Source organism: Burkholderia sp. MSMB1498 (assembly GCF_001526245.1).
Taxonomy (GTDB): Bacteria; Pseudomonadota; Gammaproteobacteria; order Burkholderiales; family Burkholderiaceae; genus Burkholderia; species Burkholderia savannae.
The window spans coordinates 83,424-108,298 of record NZ_LOYJ01000015.1; the positions used below are offsets into that span (position 1 = coordinate 83,424).

The window sequence follows — 24,875 nt, forward strand, 5'->3', positions numbered from 1 at the left end:
AACGCCATTGCGACACTCAGGCTCCCGCTTCACCCGATTCCGGCTCGCGGCGGCGGCCTGGTGTCTCGCATCGGCGGCGAGCGTCGCATCGCCGGCGTTCGCCGGGGCAAACGCCGATGCCGCCGCACCGCCCGCCGACGGCGCGTCGCGCCCCGCGATTCTCGTCTATCACCGTTTCTCGATATCGGCGCCGCCCGACTCGATGACCATCCGAGTCAGCACATTCGAAGCGCAGCTCGCATTCCTCCGCTCGCATGGCTACACCGTCGTGCCGCTGCGCGAGGTCGTCGCATGGGCGGCGTCGCCGTCCGCGTCGCTGCCGGACAAGGCGGTCGCGATCACCGTCGACGACGGCCATCGCTCGGTGTACGAACTATTGCGGCCGATCGTGCTGCGCGAGCGGCTGCCCGTCACGTTGTTCATCTATCCGTCCGCGATCTCGAACGCATCGTACGCAATGACGTGGGACGAGCTGCGCGCATTGCGCGACACCGGCCGCTTCGACATCCAGTCGCATACGTGGTGGCATCCGAACTTCCGCACCGAGCGGCGGCGTCTCGCGCCGGACGCGTTCCGCCGCTTCGCCGCGACGCAGTTCGCGCATTCGCGCGCGTTGCTCGAGCGCGAAGTCGGCGGCCGGATCGATCTGCTCGCATGGCCGTTCGGCCTCTACGACGACGAACTCACGGCGCTCGCCGCTCAGGCGGGCTACGTCGCGGGCTTCACGCTCGACGCGCGCAAGGCCCGGCGCGGCGACGCGCCGCTCGCGCTGCCGCGCTTCCTGATCGTCGAAGGTTGCACGCCGGCCGCGCTCGCGCGGCTGCTCGGCGAGCGCGACGATGTGCATGCCGCTTCTCACACCGCGTCTCACGCCGCGTCTCACGCCGATACTCATGGCGACATGCACGCGGAGGTTCCGCAGTGAACGAAATCGACTCTCGGCCACGGGTGCGCGATCACTCGCACGCTCACGGCAACCACCTCCGCCGTAACCGCCACGGCGAGCGCCGATATTCACTCGAAGCATCGCTCATGCCCGAGTTCGATCATGGATCACGGACCAACGCCGCTGCGGACGCGCTCGCCGTCACGGCCGCCGCATCCGCCGGCGCGCTCGCCGCGACGCATGCGGGCGGGCCGGCGATGAACGCGTGTTCGCAATGGCTGAAAACCTGCGCATGTGCGCGCACATTCGCCATCGCCGCCCGCACTCATCGATGCGATCGCCGTGACGCACGCGGGAGATCGACCATGAACGGGCTCGCCCGACGGCTGCGAACGAGCCCTTGCACACGCGCGCTCGCCATTGCCGCCGCCGCGCCTACCGACGCGTTCGTCGCGACGCATGCAGAGGACCGCACATGAACACAATCGCACAATGGTTGCGTACGAGCGCCCGTGCGTGCGTGCTCGCCGTCGCATTGGCAGCCGTGCCGCCGGCCGGCGATGCGCTCGCCGCCGACGCATCATCCGGCGCACCGGCGGCCGCATCGCCGACGCCGACGCCGACACCGACGCCAACTCCAACGCCCGCGGCCGCCGCCGACATCGCCGTGCGCGCGCCCGGCTATCTCGCGACGCGCGCGGCCGTCGAAACCGGCAAACCCGTCACCGTCGCGCTCGCGCCGTTCCGGCCGAAGGCTGTCTATCTGTCCGTATTCGGGATCACGAGCAAGACGCTGCGCGACGCCGCGACGAAACTCAAGGGCGACACCGCGATCAACGCGCTCGTCATCGACATGAAGGGCGATCGCGGCATCGCGCCGTATCCGAGCGCGGCGCGGCGCGCGTCGGGCGCGGCCGCGCAAACGCCGAACGCGCCCGTGGTGCGCGACTTCGCCGCGCTCGTCGGCGATCTGCATCGGCGCGGGTTCTATCTGATCGCGCGGATCGTCGTGTTCAAGGACGATCCGCTCGCCGCCGCGCATCCGGACTGGACGGTGCGCGATGCGGACGGCGACGTGTGGCACGATCGCGAGAAGCTGCGCTGGATCGATCCGACGCTGCGCGAGGCGTGGACGCACAACCTCGACGTCGCCGAGGAAGCGGCGAAGCTCGGCTTCGACGAAATCCAGTTCGACTACGTGCGCTTTCCGGACGCGCGCGGGCTGCGCTTCAGCGTGCCGAACACGCGCGCGAACCGCACCGCGGCGATCACGGGCTTCCTGCAGGCGGCGCGCGGCCGGCTCGCGCCGTACAACGTGTTCGTCGCCGCCGATATCTTCGGCTACGTCTGCTGGAACGAGGACGACACCGCGATCGGTCAGCAGATCGAAATGCTCGGCGGGCCGCTCGACTACATTTCGCCGATGCTCTACCCGTCCGGCTTCACGTGGGGATTGCCGGGCTGCACGCAGCCGACTGCCGATCCGGGGCAGATCGTGCGCCGCTCGCTCGCCGAGGCGCGCTCGCGGACCGGGCTGCCGGGCGTGCGGTTCCGGCCATGGCTGCAGGCGTTTCGCGACTATGCGTTCGACCGCCGCGATTTCGCGGCGGAGGAGATCCGCGCGCAGGTCGACGCCGCCGAGGCCGCCGACACCGACGGCTGGATGCTGTGGAACGCGCGCAATCGCTACGATCCGCAACAGTTGCCGAAATGAGCGCGCGGCGGCACGGCGTGGCCGCGCGGAGCGGATCGACACGGCCGCTCTCGAACTCGTCTCGAGGCCGCAGTGTTTGCGTGTGCTCGACGGCGGCACGCGCCGCCGCGCCGATGTCCCGCGCCGCCGCGCACCGCCTGCTTGCGCGCCAGCCGGCGCGGGCCGATCCGGCGACGCGCACGCCGCCGGCATGCGCGGGCGCGTCGCGACTCCGCCCCTCCTTCGCGCGGCGCCGCTAGTTGCCTGCGCCCGTTCCGCTCGCCGCCGGCGCGTCGGGCGTCGGCGTCGGCGACATCGGCGCGCTGTCGTTCGGCAAGCCGTTGTCCGGCTGCGCGGCGGGCGGCGGCTGCACGGACGAAGGCGGCGTCGGCTGCAGCAGCGGCGGCATCTGAGGCGCGGATGCGCCGCCCGGCGCGAACGGCTCAACGCTCACGGCCGACGCGGCCGAGGCTGACGCTTCGGACGCGGCGCGCGCCGCCGCCGCTGCCTCGGAAGCCGCTTCGACCTCGGACGCCGGCATCACCTCCTCCACCGGCGCACGCGGCGCCTTCGGCGGCGGCGCGGCCTTCTGCGGCTCGGGCTTCCCGAACAGATAGCGATACCAGTCGCCGAGCTTGTCGCGGAACGTGTCGAACGCGCCCGGCGGCGCCTCGGTCGCGAAGCGCTCGCGCGTATCGACGATCCGCGCGCGAATCGCCCGCTGATAGAAGTCGCCGACGATCGGCAGCGCGCTCCTCGCCCCTTGCCCCCAGTCGCTGCCGAGCGTCACGCGGCCGTCGTCGAAGCCGACCCACGCGCCCGCCACGAGCTCCGGCTGCATCAGGATGAACCAGCCGTCGGTGTCGCCCTGCGTCGTGCCGGTCTTGCCGGCGACGTCCGCGCGAATGCCGTAGCGCGAGCGGATCGCCGCGCCGGTGCCGCGCTCGACGACGCCGCGCATCACGTCGATCAGCGTGCGCGCCGCCGACGCGTCGAGCGCGCGCTCGGGCGACGCGCTCGCGAATTCGGCGAGCACCTCGCCGTTGCGATCCTCGATGCGCGTGACCATCCGCGGCTCGACGTATTCGCCGACGTTCGCGATCGTCGCGTACGCGGACACCATCTCCTTGAGCGTGACGGGGCTCGTGCCGAGCGCGAGCGCCGGCACCGCGTCGAGCTCGCTGTCGCGCACGCCCATCGCGCGCGCGAGCCGCGCGACCTTTTGCGGGCCGACTTTCATCATCAGCTGCGCGGTGATCCGGTTGCGCGAATACGCGATCGCGTCGCGCAGCGTCATCGGCTTGCCGGTCGGCGGCGCGTCGTCGTCGGGCCGCCAGATCTCGCCGCCCTTCAGCGCAATCTCGACCGGCTGATCGACGAACGTGTCGTCGGGCGTCGCGCCCGCCGCGAACGCCGCGCCGTAGACGAACGGCTTGAATGTCGAGCCCGGTTGCCGGCGCGCCTGCTGCACGTGATCGAACGGCTCGGTCGTGAAGTCGCGGCTGCCGACCCACGCCCTGATTTGCCCGTTGCGCGGATCGATCGCGAGAAAGCCCGCCTGCACGTCGGCCTTCGTCTTGCAGAGCGCGCGCGCGAAGCCGCGATCGGCGAGCAGGCGCTTGAGCGCCGCGCCCTCGGTCGCGCCGCCGTCGAGCGCCGCGCGGAACTGCGGCGTCTCGCGCACGAACGCGCGGAATAGCGGATTGCCCGGCGCGCAGCCGCTGCCCGCGTTCCACATCCCGTTCGCGACGCCCTGAAGCTGATTCGTCTGCCGCGCGAGTGCCTGCGTCGCGTACGTCTGCAGCCGCGAATCGATCGTCGTGCGCACGACGAGGCCGTCCGAGTAGATGTTGTAGTCGTTGCGGTCGGCCCACGCGATCAGCCACTTGCGCAGTTGCTGCGCGAAATGCGGCGCGGGGCCGGGCGGCTCCTTCTGCCGCTCGAAGTCGATCCGCAGCGGCTTCTTCTGCAGCGACGCATACGCGGCGGGCGACAACTTCCCGTACTTCACCATCTGCGCAAGCACCGTGTTGCGCCGCGCGAGCGCGCGCTCGGGGTTCAGCACCGGGTTGTAATAGCTGTTGCCCTTCAGCATGCCGACGAGCGTCGCGGCGTCGAGCGCGTCGAGCTGATCGGCCGATTTGTCGAAGTACGTGCGCGCCGCCATCTCGACGCCGTACGCGTTGTACAGGAACGGCACCGTGTTCAGATACGTCTCGAGAATCTGCGGCTTGCTGTAGACCGCCTCGATCTTCAGCGCGGTGATCGCCTCTTTCAGCTTGCGCGTGAGCGTCGGCGCGCGGCCGATCTCGTCCGGATACAGATTGCGCGCGAGCTGCTGCGTGATCGTCGAGCCGCCCTGCCGCTCGCCCGAGAACGTGCGCAGCGCGGCGCCCGCGGTGCGGCGCCAGTCGAGGCCGTGGTGCTCGTAGAAGCGGTGGTCCTCGGTCGAGATCAGCGCATCGACCATCTTCGGCGAGATGCCCGCGAGCGGCACCCATTCGCGGTTCGACGGCTTGAACTCGGCGAGCAGCTTGCCGTCGGCGGACAGGATCTGCGCGGGCGCGTCGACGCGCGCCTTGCGGATGTCGCCGATGCCCGGCGTGAACGGGATCAGCGCGAACACGTAGATCACGAACAGCGCGGGGACGGCGGCGAGCGCGAGCAGGACGCCGCGTCGCGTCGGATGACGCAAGCGGCGCAGGACGTTGGCGGCGTGCGGCTTTGCGGCGGCGAGCCAGGCCGCGCAACGGTCGAGGAGGGACGACACGATTCGGCGATTCACGCGGTGATGCGAATGGGTGGGAAAGCGTGCATCGTACCAAACGCGGCGACGCGCCCGAAGGATGGCGGGGCCGGAGCGGCATCGCGATGCTGCCGCCGATGCCGCCGTTGACGCCGACGCGTCGCAACTGCGGCCCCGCCCGCGACGCCGCGGTTCACGCCCGTCGTTCCGGGCAACGGGCGCGCACCGCGGCGACGGCGGCGGCCGTCATCCGCGCCGCCGCATCGGCGTCAAAACTTGTCGTCCTTCTTGACCGCGACTTCCATGTACCGGTTCGAGAAGACGCGGCGCGCCGCCCCGATCTCCGGGCGATGCAGGGCGTCGGCGAGCTTGTTGACAGGCACGTCGTCGACGCCGCCGAGCACGCGCGCCCGCGCGTCCGGCGGCAGGTTCGCGCGCCCGTCGCGCACGACGGACAGCGCAGCGCCCGCCTTCATGACCTCGCCGGCGAATGCCGTCCGGAGCGGCTGCGGCGTGCGCCCGGACAAGCGCGCGCATTCGTCCCGGCTCGGGCCTTCGATGTGCCGATCGAGCTTCGGCGTGCGCGCGAAACACATTTCGACGAGGCTGAGCCACGCGGTATCGCGCAAATGCGGATCGTCGAAATCGAAGCGAAACGATGCGCCGCCGAAGCGATCGTGCGCGGCGCTCCGGCGACGTCGAGACGCCCGGCGTTGCGCTCGGCCGCCGCGGCCGGGCCGACGCCGGATTGCGTGGAAACGAACGGGACCGAATCAAGCTCAAGCATGGGCGAGCGCATCGTATTCGCGGGTCGAGCGAAGCGCATCGTGCGACGCGGAAAACGCCTGTTGCTCGATCGCGCAAGACTCGCGGCTCCAGGCCGCCAGCCATTCGACGAGCCCGGCGAATGCGCCCGTCAGACGTTCGAGCGTCAGGTTCGCAGGCGACAAATGACGCATCGCCACGAGCGCATCCGTTTGCGGATTCAGGCCGATGGTCGGCACGTGCTCGTGCAACGCGTCGAACTGGCGGGCGAGCACGAAGCGCGTCCACGCTTCGCGTTGCAGCGTGTCGACCGTCGGCATCGGCAATTCGGCGAGCAGCGTCAGACAGTCGAGCGCACGGTTGTCGTAAAGCGCGAGCTTCAGATCGTCGATTCGCAGCTGGCATACGCCGGTCGCGTCGAATTTCAGATCGGATAGCCCGATCCGCGCGCCGAATTCGCCCAGCAGGGCGTTCGTCATTTCCATCGATTGGCTCTTGGTTGCTCGTACGGCGCCAATGTTAGGCAGTCGGGCGCGAACCTCTTTCGAATACCGGGCGCTTGTTTCGATTTTGACCCGGAAAGTGCGTGGGCCGGCCGCGCGAACCGCTTCCGGGCAGCGGCTTCGCGTGGCTTCAGTGCGGCCGGGCGGGCGCGGGCGCATTGCCGGCTCGCGCGACAAACGATTTCGCATGAGCGACGACGCATGCTGCGTCCGGCCATGCGCCACGGAAATGCGCGACGTCCGCGCGCAATGCGCGCTCGCGGGCGCGCCGCTCAAGCGCGCCAACCCAGCGCGTCCCCCTCTCGCGCCCCGCGCGCGCCTGCACGCGAGGCGTCGTTCGACGCCGTCATGCCCTCGCGCTCCTGATCAAGCTCTCGCAGGTCCCGACTTGCGGATCGCCCGCCGGCAGCTTCCCGCACACGCCTTCGAACTGCCTGACGACCGCGAGCGCCGCCGCGTCGTGCGCGCCGCCCTGCCGCCAATGCGCGAGCTGCGTGACGACGCGCGTCAGCGCGCGCCGGTTCGCGCCGTAGAACGCGTTGCGCGTCTGGCTCGCCTGCGTCAGCACGTCGCTTGCGATCGCGCGGATTCGCTCGGCGTCGTCCGGCGCGAGATCGACCGCGTTCGCGAAGTACGCCGCGCCCCAGCGCAGCCGCGTCGCCGGGCCGGTCGCCGCTTCATACGCCTTCCTGTACCAAGCGAGCGCCGCCGCGCGGTCGCCGCGCGCCTTCGCATTCGCCGCGAGCCCCGACATGAAGTAGTACGGCGTCGGCGAACGCGCGATCTCCGCCTTCAGCAGCGCGTCGGCCGCATCGAACTGGCCGGCGTCGGTCAGCGTGTCCGCCGCCTCGCTGACGACCGCCTGCCGCCCATAGACGTTCGTCGATTCGGCGAGCGCCGACGCGGTCTGCCGCCGCACCGCGTCGGCGAGCGCGGACGGCAGCGGCGCGCCCGGCTTCGCGTCGAGCCGCGCGATGCGCACGCGGCCGTGCAGCGCCATCGTCCGGTCGATCGCGGCGAGCGACCTATCGGTCGACAGCCGCGCGAGCGCCGCATCGTACTGCTTCGCGAGCGTCGCGCGCGCCGCCGCGTCGCCGCCCGCCAGATACTTGACGACGTCGTCCGGCGCGGCGACGAGCACGTCATAGTCCGCGCGCGCAAGCTTCGGCTCGCGCAGCGCGTCGCACACGGCCGCCGCGCCCGCCGCCTTGTCGACATCGCCCCGCTGCGGCGGATCGCCGAGCGCCGCCGACACGACCGCCTTCAAATCGAGCCGCAGCGCCTCGGCGCTCGCATGGCCCGCGCGCGCGTGGCGGGCGAGCGTTTGCAGCGTCGTCGCGACGCGCTCGTTCGGCACCGGCAGATCGCCGTCGGTGTCCCACGAGTAGTCGGCGAGCACGCGCCAGTCGTCGGGCGTGACGCGCGCGCCGTCCTTCAGCGCGGCCGCGAGCGTCTGCTTGAACGGATGCGCGGCGTTCAGCCCGATCGACAGCGCCTGCATGTAGCGGTCGAGATCGACTTCGCCCGGCAGCCGCGTGACTTCGGCGCCGTCCGGCCGGAACAGGATCATCGTCGGATAGCCGCGCACCTTGAAGCGCTCGCCGATCTTCTGCGCATTCTCGGTGTCGCCGTCGAGATAAACCGGCACGAAGAACGACGAGCGCGCTTTGAACGCCTGCTGGCTGAAGATCGTCGACTTCACCTGATTGCACGACGGGCACCAGACCGCGCCCCAATACAGGAACAGCGGCTTGTTCGTGCGCTTCGCCTCGGCGAACGCGGCGTCGACGTCGCCTTGCCGCCACGCGATGCCGGGCGGCAGATGCTCGGGCGCGTGCGGCGCGTCGGCGGCGAAGCACGCGCCCGCGGCGGCGACGAGCAGCGACGCCGTCAGCTTTCGAATCGCAGTTTTCATCGATGAGAGTCCGGTTGGGGCGGCGCCGCGTCGTTCGGCATCTTGGTGGCGGCCCGCATCGGGTTGACGTTCGAGCGCGCCGGCCGCGCGCTCCGTTCTTTCACGGCGCAATCGTATGAAGTATAGAAACAATCTCGGGCGCTGCGGGAGGCCTCGATGTGTGACGCGAGAGACTCGGCGGGAACTCGGCGAGGGCTCGGCAAGAACGCGGCGAGAACTCGGCGAGAACTCGGCGAGAACTCGGCAAGAACGCGGCAAGGGCTCGGCGGGAAAAGGGTCGCGCAACGGACTCGCCAATGGGATCGGGCAACGGGCTCGTGTGCCGCGGCGGCTTGCTTGACCGCCGTGCCGCGGGCGCGGCGGCCGTCGACACGAGCGCGTCGTTCACGACCAGCCGGGCAGCCGAGACGTCCGCGGCGGCGGACGGAGCCGACGTCGTCGCGATGGATCGACATCATCGACACGCGCGCGATTCGCGACGATCGCCGCAATGGCAGTCGGAGCGGCGGCGACGTAGATCTTCTCGATCGCTTCCCGCCCTTCGATCCCGACACCCGATCTGCGCGGCTCCGTCGCGCTTTCGTCCGCCGCATCGCGAGCATCGCTTGCGCCGATTCGCTCGATTCCATCGACGACGCGACGCGACGACGCCCGCGCGCAACCTCCCGCCCGGCCCGTCGCGCACCGCGAATCGCGCGCCCGGATCAGAACTTGTGCCGAATCCCGACGATCGCGAGCTCCTGCGAATCGGTGCCCGAGTTCACGCCATACGAACCGACGGACGCCTGCGCATCGACCACCGAGCCGTTCGCGCCGAGCGTGCGGCCGCTCGCCTTCTGATAGCCGAACAGCGCATAGAGATCGGTGCGCTTCGACAGTGCGTAGCCCGCGCCGAGGTTCACCTGGTGATAGTGCGCGGAAGCGGGCCCCGTCAGCGACGTGTAGTTGTAGCCGACGCCCGCGCGCAGCGCCGGCGAGAACTGATAGTTGAAGAACGCGGAGCCGCTGTTGAACTTCGCGGTCTCGTTGAACGTCGACAGCGAATCGCGGCCGTAGTGCGTGTTCGAATACGCGAGGCCGAACGTCGCCGAGCCGAGCACGTACTGGCCGCCGACGCGCACGATCTGAATCGACTTCGCGCTCGCGAAGCCCTGGTTGATCACGGTGTTGAACAGCGTGTCCGAGCTGCTCGTCCACGTGCGCACGCCGTTCGCGGCGGTCGTGCCGCCGTCCGCGTACAGATAGCCGGCGCCGAGCGACAGCGGCCCGTTCGCGTAGCTCGCCGCGAAACTGTATGTGCGGCCGCTGCCCGTCGCGCCGGCCACGCCGCCGAAGCCGTACAGCGCTTCGAACTGGAAGCCCGACAGCACCGGGCTCGTGTACTTCACCGAGTTGCTCACGCGCAGGCTGTTGTCGTAGTTGTCGAGGTCGCCCGGCGTCGCGAACACGCCGCCGAAGTAATTGTCCTCGGTAAGCCCTTGCACGAGATCGACGACCGGATCGTATTGGCGGCCGAGCGTGACGGTGCCCCACGTGTTGCTCGCGAGGCCGACGATCGCCTTGCGGCCGAACTCGCGATTGCCGTTCTGCTGGCCGGTGCCGAGATTGAAGCCGTTTTCGAGCTGGAACAGCGCCGCGAGGCCGCCGCCCAGATCCTCGGTCCCCTTCAGGCCCCAGCGGCTGCCGGACAGGTTGCCGCTGCTGAATTTCACGAGCGACGACTGATTGCGGCCGTCGGTTCCCTGCGCGTTGTGCACGTATGCGATGCCCGCATCGACGATCCCGTACAGCGTGACGCTGCTTTGCGCGTGCGCGCCGGCGCAGAGCAGGAGGCCGGCCGGCACGGCGAGCGCGGCGAGGTGCTTCGTTTGCTTCATGTGGTGGTTGTCCTCGTAGTCGACTTGTTGTTGGAATCGCTGAACGATACGGACAGGACGACGAACCGAAAACCAATTAATTCTGCGATGGTTATGATGGGCGCCGGATCGCCGAACTCCGCACGCGCCCGCGACAATGCCACCGGCGCCGCGCGCGCCCGATTCGCCACGCGCGACACTGACACCATATATCGGGCACCGGAGCGTGCGCGCGCATGAACGCACCAGCCGAATTCACGACGCAACCGACGCGCATTGCAGATTTCGAATAGGCCAGTTGACGGCCGCGACGCGGTCATTCAAGTCGAAATCGGGTTCGCGCGCGCCTTACTCGGCCACATGACGGCGAAGACCTTATTGCCCCAACGGCCCGCGCCGATCTTGATTACGCGGCCCCAGCCGCGCAATGCGAGCATCCCCGATCCACTTCGAACTCGATTCGCGGCGACCGAAGTCGATTAATGCCCACCCGACACATCAATCATAAATCCACGCGCGGAAGCTGCATTAGCCGCCGACAGGTCGCAAAAGACAGCCGTCTCACACATCTCGGAAAAGGATCACCATTCAGCTTCCACGAATCCCACATTACCCTTTTAAATCAACCACTTCAAATACAATCAAAATTTTAGTTTCTAATTAACATCGGCTCTAATTCCGCTTTCAACACGTTATTGTCACAGATCAATTACAAGATCCTTAAAAATTCATTAGACAGTTACGAGAATCCTATGGTTAAATTCACTCGACTCGCCGGGCCATCGTCTCTCATCGATTGAATTCATCCTGTTTGCAGGATTCAGTCGAATAACCGATATAACGATAAATTCCGGCAAAAGTGCCTCCGACATTCCTTCGAAAATAACAATAAATTCCAAGCTGTCAAATGTTGTGCGGGAAAGCAGCCTGCGGCAAGCGGATTATCAATGTCTGCTCATTTGATCTTGACTTCGACGGATATTTAGCAATGCTAATCGAGACGCAAACCCTAGCGGAAACATCCGGCTCCACACACGGAGGCATTCGAGGGAAGTTGCAACAGCAAGGTTGGGCCAGATTCGACGCCGCCGATCTCGACCACGTCGAAGCAAAATCACACTGCCTCGCACAGCTCAGCCGTTACGCCGATCAGTTGCCTGTCGATCGCCATGGGGGTGCCGGCCGGCACCGCAGCTATGCGGAAGGCGTTCTCGCGCCGAACGACGGCCACGTCGCATGGAAGCCGGGCTTCGTCGGACTCGACGGCGCGATCGAAATCGAATATCGCCAGGAAATCGGTTTTCAGCCCGAATACGGCGGCGTGCACCGCCGTTTCCTGCGAACGAGCGACAGCATTCTCGCACTGCCGCTGATCCGCAAGCTCATCCGCTTCGATCTCGCGCTCACGCCGCTGAGCGAACTCGACGAGCCGCTCCTGTGCGGTCTGCACGTGCTCCGGATGCGCGCGTTGCCGGGCGTCATGTCGAGAATCACGCCGGACTGCCTGCACCAGGACGGCCAGCCGTTCACGGCCGTCCATCTGATCGACCGCACCAGCGCGGTCGGCGGCGTCAATTACATCGCGCCGCCGCAGTATGCGGGCCGCCAGGTGGACGACGTCCCCGACGAACAGGTTCGCGCATTCTCGCTTCACGTGCCGCTCGAGAGCTACATCATCGACGACGCAGCCGTCAGCCATCACGTGACGTCGATCTCGTGCGCGCCCGGCGCGCCGTGCGGCATGCGCACCGTCATCCTCATCGATTTCACGCCGCTCGATGCAGTCGTCCGCTCACCGTCGGACGCCGCTCGCCCAATCGTGCCAACATCCAATCCGGAGCCCGTCCGTGACTAATCGCTCTACTCGATTGAAATCGCTCGAAGAAGTCGAGCGCGACACCGCCGCTGCCGGACACGGGGTGCTCACGCTCGCCCCAACGGCGGCGCAGCGTCGTCTGTGGTTCATCACGAGCGGCGACGTTCGCTCGGCCACTTACAACATCGCAGCGGCATTTCGAATCCGCGGTCACCTCGACGAAAGCGCGCTCGGCAGCGCATTCGTCTTCGTCGCGAACCGGCATCCGATTCTCGCGTCGCGTTTGCGCACCGTGGACGGCGAGCTCGTCATCGACGTACGCCCCGCCGGCTCGCTGCTGCAGGTCGCGGACCTGAGCGAGCTCGCGGCCGACGCACAATCGGCCGCCGTGCAACAGCACGAGCGCGAGCTGGCCGCGCATCTGTTCGATCTCGAGAACGAAGCGCCGCTGCGCGCGACGCTGCTGCGCATCGGCGGCGATCGCCACGTGCTGCTCGTCAATATTCATCACATGGCGATCGACGCATGGTCGCTGGATCTCTTTTATCGCGAACTCGGCGACGCCTATCGCGCGCTGCGCGACGGCCGCGAGCCGGCGCTCGCCGCCGTGCGGTACGCGACGGTCGACGAGGCCATGGATCAGCTCGCCGACGCGGCGCTCAAAGACGAATCGCGCCAATACTGGCGGCGTCGTCTCGAAGGCATTCCGAACCTGCACAAGCTGCCGACCGACCGGGCCCGCCCGCCGCAGCAGCGCGGCGCGGGGGCCGTCGTCGAGCACGCGTTCTCGCCGTCGATCGCCGCCGGCATCGCGCGCCTCTGTCGCACGGCCGGCGTGACGCCGTACACGATCGGCGTCGCGGCGTTCGCCGCGCTGCTCCATCGGTATTCGAACGAGAGCGATATCGTCATCGGCAGCCCGTTCGCGAACCGCGCGACCGAGGATGAGCAGCGGCAAATCGGCTTTTTCATCAACTTGGCGCCGCTGCGCTTCGACTTCAGCGGCGCACCGAGCTTTCTCGAGCTGCTCGCGCAAGCGACGACCACGGTGCTCGATGCATTCGAGCACATCGGCCTGTCGTTCGACGAAATCGTCGACGCCGTGCAGCCGCCGCGCTCGCTGAGCCACGCCCCCGTCTTTCAGGTCATGTTCGATTACCTGAAGGGCTCGTCGCACGCGCTGTCGCTCACCGGCGCGCAAGTCGAGGGGGCGCTGATCCACAACGGCACGGCGAAATACGATTTGACGTTGTCGCTCGAGGAAATCGACGACGCGTTGATCGGCTACCTCGAATACGACACGGACCTCTACGACGAAGCGACGATCGCGCGCCTCGCCGGCCATCTCGATCAATTGCTGCAATCCGTGCTCGACGCGCCGAACGAGCCCGTGACGAAAGGCTCGCTGCTGAGCGATGCCGAGCTTGCCGACATTTTGCGGCTCGCCAAACCCGGCGAACCGCTCGTGTCGGACGGATTCTCGCCGATTCCGCAGCGCATTCGCGCTGCGGCGCGACGCACGCCAGATGCGGAGGCCGTCGTTCATCGCGAGACGCGGCTCACGTACGCGCAACTCGATCGGCTGTCGGATCGCGTCGCGGCGCAGCTGCGCGCGCGAGGCGTGACGGCGGGCAGCCGCGTCGCGTCGTTCGTCTCATACTCGCACGAGGTCCCGATCGCATTCGTCGCGATCCTGAAAGCCGGTGGCGTCTATCTGCCGATCGGACCGGACGATCCGCGCTTTCGCGACAAGATCGACGACGCGAAGCCGTTCGCGATCGTCACGACGGCGCACGATCTCGCGCGGCTCGACGGCGACCTTCGCGCGCTCGCGCTCGTGCTCGACGAAGCAGCCGGCGACCCGGCCCGCGACACCTCGAGCGCGCCGCCGTTCGAAATCCCGGCATTGCAGGAGGATGATCCCGCCTATGTGATCTATACGTCGGGATCCACCGGCAAGCCGAAGGGCGTCGAGGTGTCGCACGGCAACCTGAATCTGTCGTATCACGCGTGGCGTCAGGCCTATCGCTTCGATCAGCCCGGCCATCCGATCGCGCTGCAGCTCGCGGGGCCGACGTTCGACCTCGGTATCGGCGACCTCAGCCGGACGCTCGGCTCGGGCGGCAAACTCGTGATGTGCCCGCGCGACTGGATGCTCGACGCATCCAGGGTGCATGCGCTGATCGAGCACGAGCGCGTCACGTTCGGTGATTTTCCGCCCGTCGTGCTGCGTGAGCTGATCCGCTACTGTCACGATCACGATGCGCGACTCGACGGCCTCGCGACCCTCGTGTGCGGCGCCGACGTCTGGTTCGGCCACGAATTGCAGGCGGCGCAAGCGCTGTGCGCGCCGCACGCGCGCGTGCTCGGCTCGTACGGCGTAACCGAAGCGACGATCGACAGCTCCGTGTTCGATCCGGCCGAGCACGATCTCGCGCCCGGCAGCGTCGTTCCGATCGGCCGGCCGCTGTCGAGTTGCGAGCTCTACGTCGCCGACGCCAGGCTGCAGCTCACGCCGATCGGCGTGCCGGGCGAACTGCTGATCGCGGGCCCCGCCGTGTCGCAACGCTATCTGAACAACCCCGAGCTCACGCGCGAGAAGTTCATCTCCGGCGCGTTCGATGCGCGCGGCCGCCTCGCGCAGGCCCCCGGCCAGACGCGCTTTTACCGCACGGGCGACATGTGCCGCATGCTGGCGGACGGCACGATCGAATTCCTCGGACGGCGCGATCATCAGGTCAAGATTCGCGGGTTCCGCGTCGAACTGGGCGAAATCGAAAGCACGCTCGCCGCGCATCCGGACGTGCGCCAATGCGCGCTCACCACGAAAAACGAGCAGTTCGACGACGCCGTGCTCGTCGCATACGTCGTCAGCGACGCGCCGACTGCCGCGCTCTATCACTTCCTGCGCGAACGCCTGCCCGCGCACATGTTGCCGACAGTGATCGAACAACTGCCGGAGCTGCCGCTGACGGCAAGCGGCAAGATCGATCGAAAGCGTTTGCAGGCGCTCGAGCTGTCGCCGCTCGGCGGCAGCCGGGCGGAGCCGCGCACCGAGACCGAGCGCCGCGTGCTCGAGCTCTGGCGCGCCGTGCTGCCCGCGCCCGTCACGGGCGTCGACGAAAACTTCTTCTTCTGCGGCGGCCACTCGCTGATCGCCGCGCGCCTGATCTCGCGCGTCAACCACGCATTCGATGTGCGTCTGCGGGTCGCGACGTTGTTCAAGCACCCGACCGTCGCCGAAATGGCCGAGCATGTCGACGACGCGCGACGCGCGTGCCCGCGGGCGAGCCACGCGCGGGAAGCGCCGCTCGCGAGCGCCGCGGACGCGCCGGCCCCCGGATCGGCCGCGCAGCGATCCGGCGATCCCCGCCGACTCTCGCTCGCGCAGAACAGCCTGTGGCTCGCGGCGAAGCGGCGGCCTCAGGATTTCACGTACAACATCCCGATGGTCTGGCGCCTCGACGGCGCGCCGGATCGCGACGCGCTCGCGCGTGCGCTCGACGATATCGCGCGCCGCCATCCCGCGCTTCGCACGACGTTTTCCGCGAAGCTCGTGCCGCTCGACGACGAATCGGGCAACGCATCGCTCGAACCGGCGCAGATCGTCGCCGACGCGGTGCACGCGCCGTTGCGCATCGTCGACGTCGCCGACGACGAGACACTGTCCCGCCTGCTACACGACGAAGAAACCGCGCCGTTCGACCTGACGACGGGCCCGCTCGTGCGCGCCGTTCTGTTCGCTCGCGGCGAACGCTGCCACCTGCTATGCGTGACCGTCCACCACATCGTGTTCGACGGCCCGTCGCTCAGCATCTTCTGGCGCGACCTGCAGGCTGCCTACAACGCCCGCGCGCGCGGCGAAGCCTTCGATCCGCCGCCGCCCGACGCGACGTACGCGGATTTCGTCGCGCGACAGCGCGCACTCGCGAACGCGCCCGCGCTCGAACGGACGCTGTCGCACTGGCGTGAATGCCTGCGCGAACTGCCGCCGACGCTGCGCATTCCCGCCGACGACGCCGCGCGTGCGCAACCCGGATCGTCGAGCTTCGAGATTCCCGCGCCGCTCGCGGCGCGAATCGAGCAAACATCGCGGCAACTCAACTGCACGCCGCTGATGTTCTATCTGAGCCTGTTCGCGCAGGCGCTGCGTGACGAAACGGGCGACGACGACCTCGCGATCGGCATCCCGATTTCATTGCGCCCGACCGAGGCGTTCGACTCCGTCATCGGTTTCTTCACGAACACGCTGCCGCTGCGCGTGCGCTTCGGCGAAGCCGGCACGTTCCGGAGCCTGCTGGAGCAGGTCAAGCAAACCTGCCTCGACGTGTTCGAGCACCGGGACGTTGCGTTCGAGCAATTGGTCCAGGCGCTCAATCCGGCGCGTCATCCGACGCGCAGCCCGATTTTCCAGGCGGGATTCTCGTACGACCTCGACGAAGTCGGCTCGCTCGATCTCGATGGCGTGCGCGCGACGCCTCATCCGCTCGAGACTTACGTCGCGAAGCTCGACCTGGAGTTCGCCGTCACGCGGCAAGGCGACGCCGTGTTCGGGCACCTGATGTCGCGGCCCGGCTCGTTCGGCGGCGCATCGCTCACGCGGATGCGCGATCGCATGCTCGCGCTCGCGGCACGCGCGGCGGCCGACGTCGACTGGCGCACCGATGCGGCGCCGAACGGCCATGCGGCGGCCGCGATCGCCGACGCGGACGGCGAAAGCGACGCCGGGCATGCCGACCTCTACGCGCTGTTCGCCGCGCGCGTCGCCGACGGCGGCGAGCGCGTCGCCGTCGAAGCGGACGATCTCTCACTGACGTATCGCGAACTCGATGCGCTGTCAGCGGCGATCGCCACGGCGCTGCGCAACGTCGGCGTTCGCGGCGGCGACCGCGTCGGCATCTGCGTGGGCCGCCATCCGTACGCCATCGCGGCGATGCTCGCGATCGCGCGCATCGGCGCCGCATTCGTGCCGTTCGATCCGGATCAAAAGCCGCAGTGGAACCAATACATCGCGCACGACGCGGCGCTGCGCGCGATCGTGAGCCGCAACGCGCTCACCGCCAAGGTGTCGCACCTGAATCTGCCGCTCGTCGACGCCGATCTCGTCGACGTCGACGCATCCGCCGGCGCGCCCGCGCCCGACGCCGCAATCGCGCCCGGCGACACCGCTTACGTCATTTACACGTCCGGTTCGACGGGCATGCCGAAGGGCGTCGCGGTCCCGCATCGAAGCGTGTGCCACAACGTGCTCGCGATGCGCGACACATTGGGCATCACGCACGGCTCGCGCATCGCGCAGTACCTTTCGCCGATCTTCGATGCGGTGCTCGCCGAGATATTCCCCCCGCTCGCGTCGGGGGCGGCGATCGTCTTCGGCGACCGCCAGAGGCTGCTGCCCGGCAGCGATCTCGTCGAATGGCTCGCGCAACGGCGCATCACGCATCTGGTTATCGTGCCGTCCACGCTCGCGCTCGTGCCGCACGCGCCGCTGCCCGCGCTGGAGGCGATCGTCGTCGGAGGCGAAGCGTGTCCGCGCGAAGTCGCGCAGCGCTGGGCGGCCGGGCGACGCCTCTTCAACGGCTATGGCCCGACGGAATGCGCGATCGCCGTCTCGATGGCCGAATACTGGGCCGAAGGCGAACGTCTCGTGCTGCGCCCGCTCGGCGGCGCGCGCTTTTACGTGCTGGACGACGCGCTCGAGCAAACGCGGGACGGCGCCGCGGGCGAATTGTTCGTCGGCGGCGTCTGCGTGTCGCACGGCTATCTGGGCAAGCCCGCCCGCACGGCGTCGGCGTTCGTCGCCGATCCGTTTGCCGCACGCCCGGGCGCGCGGATGTATCGCACCGGCGATGTCGTCAGACAGCTCGACGACGGCAGCGTCCAGTTCATCGGCCGCGCGGACCGCCAGGTGAAGATCCGCGGCTTCCGGATCGAGCTCGACGCAGTCCGCGCCGCGTTGATGGAAGCGCCGGGCGTGCGCGCGGCCGAAGCGCTCGTCCATCCCGATACGCGCGGCCAGTCGGAGCTTGTCGGCTACGTCGTCGGCACGAGCGACCGGGATGCGATCGCCGACGCGCTGCGCGGCAAGATACCCGACGTGATGATTCCAACCGCATTCGTGTTCCTCGACCGCCTGCCGACCGGACGCACCGGCAAGGTCGACCTGCAGGCGCTGAAGGCGATCAAGCCGACGGCGGACGGCGCGGCGCGCGCGATCGCGCGCACGCCGCCCGACAAGCCGGCCTCGCCGCGCGCAACGCCCGCGGCCACGATCGCCAAGGTTTCGGCCATCTGGCGCGAACTGCTCGGACGCGCCGACATCGGCGACGACGAGAATTTTTTCGAGGCGGGAGGCCATTCGCTGCGCGCGGTCGCGCTGCATCAGCGCCTCGGCGAAGAATTCGGCAGTTGGGTCACGCTTACCGACGTGTTCGAATATCCGACCATTCACGCACTGTCCGCGCAAATCGACGTGTTGCGACGCCGGCACGAACCGGCCGCGAGCGAAGCGCCGCCGCCGGCGGAAACGGCGGCGGCCGCCGTCGACGAGCACGCGATCGCCGTCATCGGCCTTGTCGGGCGCTTCCCGCAGGCGCCGGATCTGCAAACGTTCTGGACGCGCCTGCTGTCGGGCTACGACGCCGGCGCTGATCTGTCTGACGACGAGTTGCGCGCCCGCGGCGTGCCCCCCGAGGTCATCGCGCATCCGAACTTCGTGCGGCGCGCGAAAGTGCTCGACGGCGTCGCGGATTTCGACGCCGAGTTCTTCGGCTACTCCCCGCGCGAGGCTCAGGTGATGGACCCGCAGCAACGAATCTTTCTCGAGCTCGCATGGGAACTGCTCGAGGAGGCGGGCTACGGCGACCGCGACGCGCAGCGGCCCGTCGGCGTGTTCGGCAGCGTCGCGTTCAGTTATTACCTCGTCGAGAACGTGATTCCGAACATCCGCACGCACCGCCTCGACGCGGGTCAGTGGATGCTCGGCAACGACAAGGATTTCGTCGCGACCCGCACCGCGTACAAGCTCGATTTGCGCGGCCCCGCCGTCAGCGTCGCGACAGCCTGCTCGTCGTCGCTGACGGCCGTTCACATGGCTTGCGCGAGCGTGCGCGCCGGCGAGTGCGCACTCGCGATCGCGGGGGCGGTCGGACTCGATCCGGAGCAGGCCGGCTACGTCTATTCGGAAGGCGGCATCATGTCGCCGGACGGCCGCTGCAGGCCGTTCGACGCCGCCGCCAACGGCACGGCGGGCGGCAGCGGCGCGGGCCTCGTGCTGCTCAAGAAGCTATCCGCCGCGATTCGCGACGGCGACACGATCCATGCGGTCATCAAGGGCTCGGCGATCAACAACGACGGCGGCAGCAAGGTCAGCTACACGGCGCCGAGCGTTAGCGGCCAGGCGGCCGTGATCGGCGACGCGCTGCGCGCCGCGGGCGTCGCCGCCGACACGATCGACTACGTCGAAGCGCACGGCACCGGCACGCCGCTCGGCGATCCGGTCGAAGTGCGGGCGCTGACGCAAGCGTTCGCGGCGGCTTCGAGCGAGGAAGCGAACGCCGCCGCGCCGTCCGCCCGCAAGTGCGGGATCGGCTCGGTGAAGAGCAATATCGGGCATCTCGACGCCGCAGCCGGCATCGCGGGCCTCATCAAGACGATCCTCGCGCTGCGCCACGAGACGATTCCGCCGAGCATTCATTGCAACGAGCCGAACCCGGAAATCCGCTTCGACGAAACGCCGTTCGAGGTCGTCCGCGCCGCGCGTGCGTGGGCGCGCGGCCCGAGGCCTCGGCGCGCGGGCGTGAGCTCGTTCGGCGTCGGCGGCACCAACGCGCACGTGATCGTCGAAGAAGCGCCGATCGCGCCGATCGAACGGCAGGACGCGGACGACGGCGCACAGTTGCTCCCGGTGTCGGCAAAATCGCCCGAGGCGGTCGGCGAGGCCGCGCGACGCTTGTCGGCGCGCCTGTCGAACGGCGTCGAAGGCGCGACGCTCGGCAACGTCGCCCACACGCTTCAGGCCGGACGCACCGCGTTCGCGCATCGCGCCTTCGTCGTCGGCGACGACATGGGCGCGGTCGCCGCGCAGCTTGCGCGCGCCGCGGACCTGCCGATCGTCGGCGCGCGCAAGTCGGCGCCCGTCGTCTTCATGTTTCCCGGCCAGGGCAGCCAGCATGCGGGCATGGGACAGGCGCTGTATCGCCGGTATCGCGTATTCCGCGATGTCGTCGACCACTGCGCGGACATCCTCATGCCGCATCTTCACGTCGACATCCGCGCGCTGATCCGCGGCGACAGCGACGGCGGCGGCACGGCCGGCGCGGACCGGCTGCGCGAGACGCGCTACGCGCAGCCCGCGCTGTTCACGGTCGAATACGCGCTCGCGCGCCTGCTCGAGGATTGGGGCATCGCCCCCGACGCGCTGATCGGCCACAGCCTGGGCGAACTGGTCGCCGCGTGCGTGTCGCGCCGGCTCGCGCTCGACGATGCGCTCGCGCTCGTCGCCGCCCGCGCATCGGCGATGCAACGGCAGCCGGCCGGCGCGATGCTCGCCGTCACCGCGTCGCCGGAGCATCTCGACGCGCTGTACGCGACCGGCTGCGAGCTCGCCGCCGTCAACGGCGACGACCAGTTCGTGCTGTCCGGCGCGCCCGGCGACATCGCAAAGCTCGAAGACGCGTGCGTGCTCGCCGGCCTGCCGTGCCAGCGCCTCGCGACATCGCATGCGTTCCATAGCTCGCTGATGGAAAACGCGGTGGGCGAGATCAACCGCGTCGGCGCATCGCTGCGGACCGCCGACGGCACCGTGCCGATGATCTCGAATCGCAGCGGCCGGTGGTTCGACGAAAGCGACCGACGGGACCCCGGCTACTGGGGTGACCACGTGCGCCGCACGGTTCGGTTCTCCGAAGGGTTGTCGACCGTGCTCGCCGCATTCGATCGCCCGCTGCTGCTCGAAGTGGGTCCCGGCCGCGCGCTCGCATCGCTTGCGGCCGGCGTCGACGGCCTCGAGCGTTCGCGCGTCGCGACGACGATGCGACATGCGCGCGAGCCGCGCACGGACGACGTGGCGTTGCTGACGGGCGTCGGCTCGCTGTGGGCGCACGGCGCGCACGTCGAATGGGAACGTCTGCGCGACGGCGCCGCCGCGCGCCGCGTCGCACTGCCCACTTATCCGTTCACCCGCAAACGCCACTGGCTGAGTCGCCCGGCAGCCGACGCCGCGCCGGCTCCCGCACCGCCGTCCTCGCCGGACGACGGCACGCTGCGCTTCGAGCGCAAGGAAATCGACGCGCAGCGCATCGACGTCTGCTTCACGTTGAGCGAGCGCCACTGGTTCGTCGACGAACATCGCATCTTCGGCGGCCACGGCGTGCTGCCGGGCACCGGCTGCCTCGAGCTCGTGCGGCGCGCGTTCGTCATCTCGCACGGCGCGTCGCAGCCCGTGCTGCGCGACGTTTATTTCCCGTCACCGCTCGTGTTCGACGCCGGCGTGCAGCGCAGCCTGCGCGCCGTGTTCAAGCAGCGCGACGGCGCGCTGGATTTCGTGCTCGAGAGCCGCCCCGACGACGCATCCGGCGCCTGGACGCCGCACGCGAGCGGCAACGTCTCGGCGACGCGCCTCGCCGACGCGCCAACGCTTTCCGACGGCTCGATCGACGCGCTGTGCGCCCGCCTGTCGCTGCAGCCGCTCGCCGATGCGCCGGCGCAGTTCCGGCGCGCGTTCGCGGAGTACGGCCCGCGCTGGCACTGCATCGACGCGGTGTGGCTCGGCGAGCGCCAAGGCCTCGCCCGCCTGCGCCTGCCCCACACGTTCGAGCGCGACCTGCCCGCGTTCGCGCTGCATCCGGCGCTGCTCGATCTCGGCGTTGCGTTCCTGCATGCGTGCCTGCGCCCCGCCGACGCATCGCTGCCGTTCCGGTACGAGACGCTGACGGTTCATGCGCCGCTGACGGCCGAGTGCTACAGCCTCGCGATCGAACGCGCGCCGCGGACATTCGACGTCACGCTGTTCTCGTGGAACGCGCAAGCGCGGCGCGCGACGACGCTCGTCGAAGTCCGCGGATTCGGCCTGCGGGAAACCAACCGGGCCGGCGGCGCGACGCCGGCCGACTGGTGCCGCACGCCCGCCTGGGCGCGGGCGCCGCTGCCCGCGCACCAACGCGATACGGGCGCCTGGCTGACGTTCGCCGATGCGCCGGACGAACCGCTTGCCGCGCACGCGCCGCCGCGCAGCGTGCTGGTCGTCAAGGGCGACGCGTTCCGGCAGCTCGACGACGCGCGTTTCGCGTTGCGTGCCGGCTCCGGCGACGACTACGCCCGGTTGCTCGACGCGCTCGCCCGCGCCGGACGGCTGCCGTCGCAGATCGTCTACGCGTGGCGCGCTGACGAATCGCGCCCGGCGCTCGACGCAACGCTCGACGGCTTCACGCATCTCGTCACGCTGATTCAGACGCTCGCGCGACGAGCGGTCGCGCCGCGCGTGACGCTCGTCACGCGACGATGGCGCCGCGCCGACGCGCCCGCCGCCTGCGCGACGGCAGCGACGGCGGCGTCGCTCAAGGCGGTGCAGTGGGAGTTTCCCGACATCGTCTGCCGGCATCTCGACGTCGACGACGACGAGCCGTCGACGCAACAGGCGCTGCACACGGAACTGTCGATCGTGCCGGAGATTTCCGAGAGCGGCATCGGCTACTTCGACAAAGCGGCGACCGTCTGCCTCGCGGCCGGCTCACGCGAAACGCTCCGGTTCGTCGATGCGCCGGCGCCCGATACGACGCAAGGCGCGCCGCTGCGCGACGGCGGCGTCTATCTGATCACGGGGGGGCTGGGCGGCATCGGCGGCGAGCTTGCCCGGCACATCGCGGAAACGGCGCCGGGCGCGAAACTCGCGCTGATCGGCCGCCAGCGCGAAGGGTTGACCGACAAGCAAGCGGCCAGGCTACGCGCGCTGGAAGCCGCGGGCGCCGACGTGCTCGTGCTGCGCGCCGACGTCGCCGACGCGCGGCAGATGCGTACGGCGATCGCCGAACTGCATGCGCGCTTCGGTCGGGTGAACGGCATCGTCCACTCGGCAGGCGTCGAGGCGAGCGGCCTCATCGAGACGGGCGCGCCCGACGCGTGGCGGCGCGTGCTCGCCGCGAAAGTCGCCGGCACGCACAACCTCATCGATCTCGTCGCAGCCGATCGCCTCGACTTCGTCGTGCTGTGCTCGTCGCTCGCGTCACTCGTCGGCGGCCTCGGTCAGGCCGATTACGCGGCCGCGAACGGCTACCTCGACGCGATCGCGCGCCACTGGAGCCGAGCGCGCATCCCGGTCGTTTCGCTGAACTGGGATGCGTGGACGGAAACCGGCATGGCCGTCGACTACACCGAGCGCACCGCGCATCGCGGTGCCGACTCGGTGCGCGGCCTCACCAATCGCGAGGGCCGCGCGATCTTCGACCTCGCGATCCGCATGCCCGGCTCGGGCATCGCGCAACTCGCAGTCAGCAAGTTCGGCTTCGATCGCCAGCCATCGAACGCGCAGCGCAAAGCGGCCGCCGCGCCGCCTTCGAGTGACGTGGAGCGCACGCTCGTCGGCCTTTGGCGCGACCTGCTCGGCGTCGACGACGTCAGCATCGACGACGATTTCTTCGATCTCGGCGGCCATTCGCTGCTGGCGACGCAGCTGATTTCGCAAGTGCGCGATCTGTATGGCCGCTGCCTGACGCTCGGCGAGTTTCTCGACGCGCCGACGATCTCGCGAATCCTGCGCTCGATCGACGCGGCGGGCAACGCGACAAGCGACTCGCCGCAATCGAACGACGCGGCGATCCGCTATTGCATCGTGCCGATGGTCGACGCGGGCCGCCGGGCGCCGTTCTTCTGCATTCCCGGCATGGGCGGCAACATCACGCAACTGCTGCCGCTCGCGAAGACGCTGCGCGCGGACCGGCCCGTCGTCGGGCTTCAATATCTCGGGCTCGACGGCATGGCCGAGCCTCACACGTCGATCGAACAGATCGCCGCGCATTACATCGCCTGCATGCGGTCGGTGCAGCCGCAAGGCCCGTATCACTTCGGCGGTCATTCGCTCGGCGGCAAGATCGCCTATGAAATCGCCCGGCAGTTGATCGACGCCGGCGAACGCATCGGGCTCGTCGTGCTGTTCGATTCCGCTGCGCCGCCCTATGCGCCCATGGTGTATCAAGACGATGCAGAGATGGCTCGCCTCATCCTCGGCATCTTCGCGTATTACGCGGACAAGCCCGAGCTCGTCGACGGCATCGACGCCGCGCTCGCGCCGCTTTCGCGCGCCGCGCTGCTCGAGTTCATCGGCGAACGGCTCGCGGCATCCGGCGTCGTGCACTCGCAAGCGGACAGCAATTCGATCCGCGGGCTGTTCAACGTCTATCGAGCGGCCGCCGACCTGTCGCCGAAGTACGATCCGCCGCGCGTGCAGCGGCCGATTCCGATGCTGCTGGTGAAGGCGGCGGGCCCGACGCCGGAAGGCTTCAATCTGCCGGAGATCCGCGACACCGCCGCGTGGGGTTGGGAACGGTTCACGAGCCTGCCGGTCGAGTGCCGCGAAGTGCCGGGCAATCACTACTCGTGCCTGATGCCCGACTACGTCGAGCACGTGTCCGCCTGCGTGCGCGCGGCGCTCGCTTCGGCCGACGCGGCCTCTGCCGCGAATCCCGCCGTCGCATGAGCGC

Annotated in this window: 10 protein-coding genes; 5 read left to right on the top strand and 5 right to left on the bottom strand. The window is 69.1% G+C overall.

Annotated elements, in window-relative coordinates; translation table 11 throughout:
- Window positions 1-202 precede the first annotated feature (202 nt).
- From WS91_RS03310 to WS91_RS03315, 3 genes are read left to right on the top strand one after another with little or no spacing between them, the layout of a single operon-like run.
- Window positions 203-925, top strand: a complete 723-nt coding sequence (locus tag WS91_RS03310; RefSeq protein ID WP_231751962.1) for a polysaccharide deacetylase family protein — start codon at window positions 203-205, stop codon at window positions 923-925.
- Window positions 922-1,365 carry a hypothetical protein gene (locus WS91_RS35435; protein ID WP_145986941.1) on the top strand — a complete coding sequence of 148 codons (444 nt, stop codon included), beginning with the start codon at window positions 922-924 and terminating at the stop codon, window positions 1,363-1,365. The genes WS91_RS03310 and WS91_RS35435 overlap by 4 nt, the downstream gene beginning before the upstream one ends.
- On the top strand, window positions 1,362-2,600 hold the full coding sequence (locus WS91_RS03315; protein ID WP_059669741.1) for a putative glycoside hydrolase: 1,239 nt from the start codon (window positions 1,362-1,364) through the stop codon (window positions 2,598-2,600). The genes WS91_RS35435 and WS91_RS03315 overlap by 4 nt, the downstream gene beginning before the upstream one ends.
- A gap of 235 nt (window positions 2,601-2,835) precedes the next feature.
- On the opposite strand, the gene WS91_RS03320 is transcribed toward WS91_RS03315, so the two are convergent.
- The 5 genes from WS91_RS03320 to WS91_RS03340 all read right to left on the bottom strand — a co-directional run bounded on the left by WS91_RS03320 (window position 2,836) and on the right by WS91_RS03340 (window position 10,385).
- Window positions 2,836-5,364 carry a penicillin-binding protein 1A gene (locus WS91_RS03320; protein WP_059669742.1) on the bottom strand — a complete coding sequence of 843 codons (2,529 nt, stop codon included), beginning with the start codon at window positions 5,362-5,364 and terminating at the stop codon, window positions 2,836-2,838.
- Window positions 5,365-5,594: 230 nt separating this feature from the next.
- Window positions 5,595-5,954: a hypothetical protein gene (locus WS91_RS03325; protein WP_059669743.1), complete on the bottom strand. Its 360-nt coding sequence runs from the start codon at window positions 5,952-5,954 to the stop codon at window positions 5,595-5,597.
- Window positions 5,955-6,104: 150 nt separating this feature from the next.
- Window positions 6,105-6,569: a type III secretion system chaperone gene (locus WS91_RS03330; protein WP_059579850.1), complete on the bottom strand. Its 465-nt coding sequence runs from the start codon at window positions 6,567-6,569 to the stop codon at window positions 6,105-6,107.
- Between the two features lie 370 nt (window positions 6,570-6,939).
- Window positions 6,940-8,508 carry a thioredoxin family protein gene (locus WS91_RS03335; RefSeq protein WP_059669744.1) on the bottom strand — a complete coding sequence of 523 codons (1,569 nt, stop codon included), beginning with the start codon at window positions 8,506-8,508 and terminating at the stop codon, window positions 6,940-6,942.
- A gap of 704 nt (window positions 8,509-9,212) precedes the next feature.
- The gene (locus WS91_RS03340) at window positions 9,213-10,385 is read right to left on the bottom strand and encodes a porin (protein ID WP_038752021.1); all 1,173 of its coding nucleotides are present in this window, start codon (window positions 10,383-10,385) and stop codon (window positions 9,213-9,215) included.
- An 886-nt stretch (window positions 10,386-11,271) separates the two neighbouring features.
- Between WS91_RS03340 and WS91_RS03345 the strand changes: the two genes are divergently transcribed.
- Both WS91_RS03345 and WS91_RS03350 read left to right on the top strand, forming a co-directional pair.
- Window positions 11,272-12,219, top strand: a complete 948-nt coding sequence (locus WS91_RS03345; protein WP_231751963.1) for a 2OG-Fe dioxygenase family protein — start codon at window positions 11,272-11,274, stop codon at window positions 12,217-12,219.
- On the top strand, window positions 12,212-24,871 hold the full coding sequence (locus WS91_RS03350; protein WP_231751964.1) for a hybrid non-ribosomal peptide synthetase/type I polyketide synthase: 12,660 nt from the start codon (window positions 12,212-12,214) through the stop codon (window positions 24,869-24,871). The genes WS91_RS03345 and WS91_RS03350 overlap by 8 nt, the downstream gene beginning before the upstream one ends.
- Window positions 24,872-24,875: the final 4 nt, after the last annotated feature.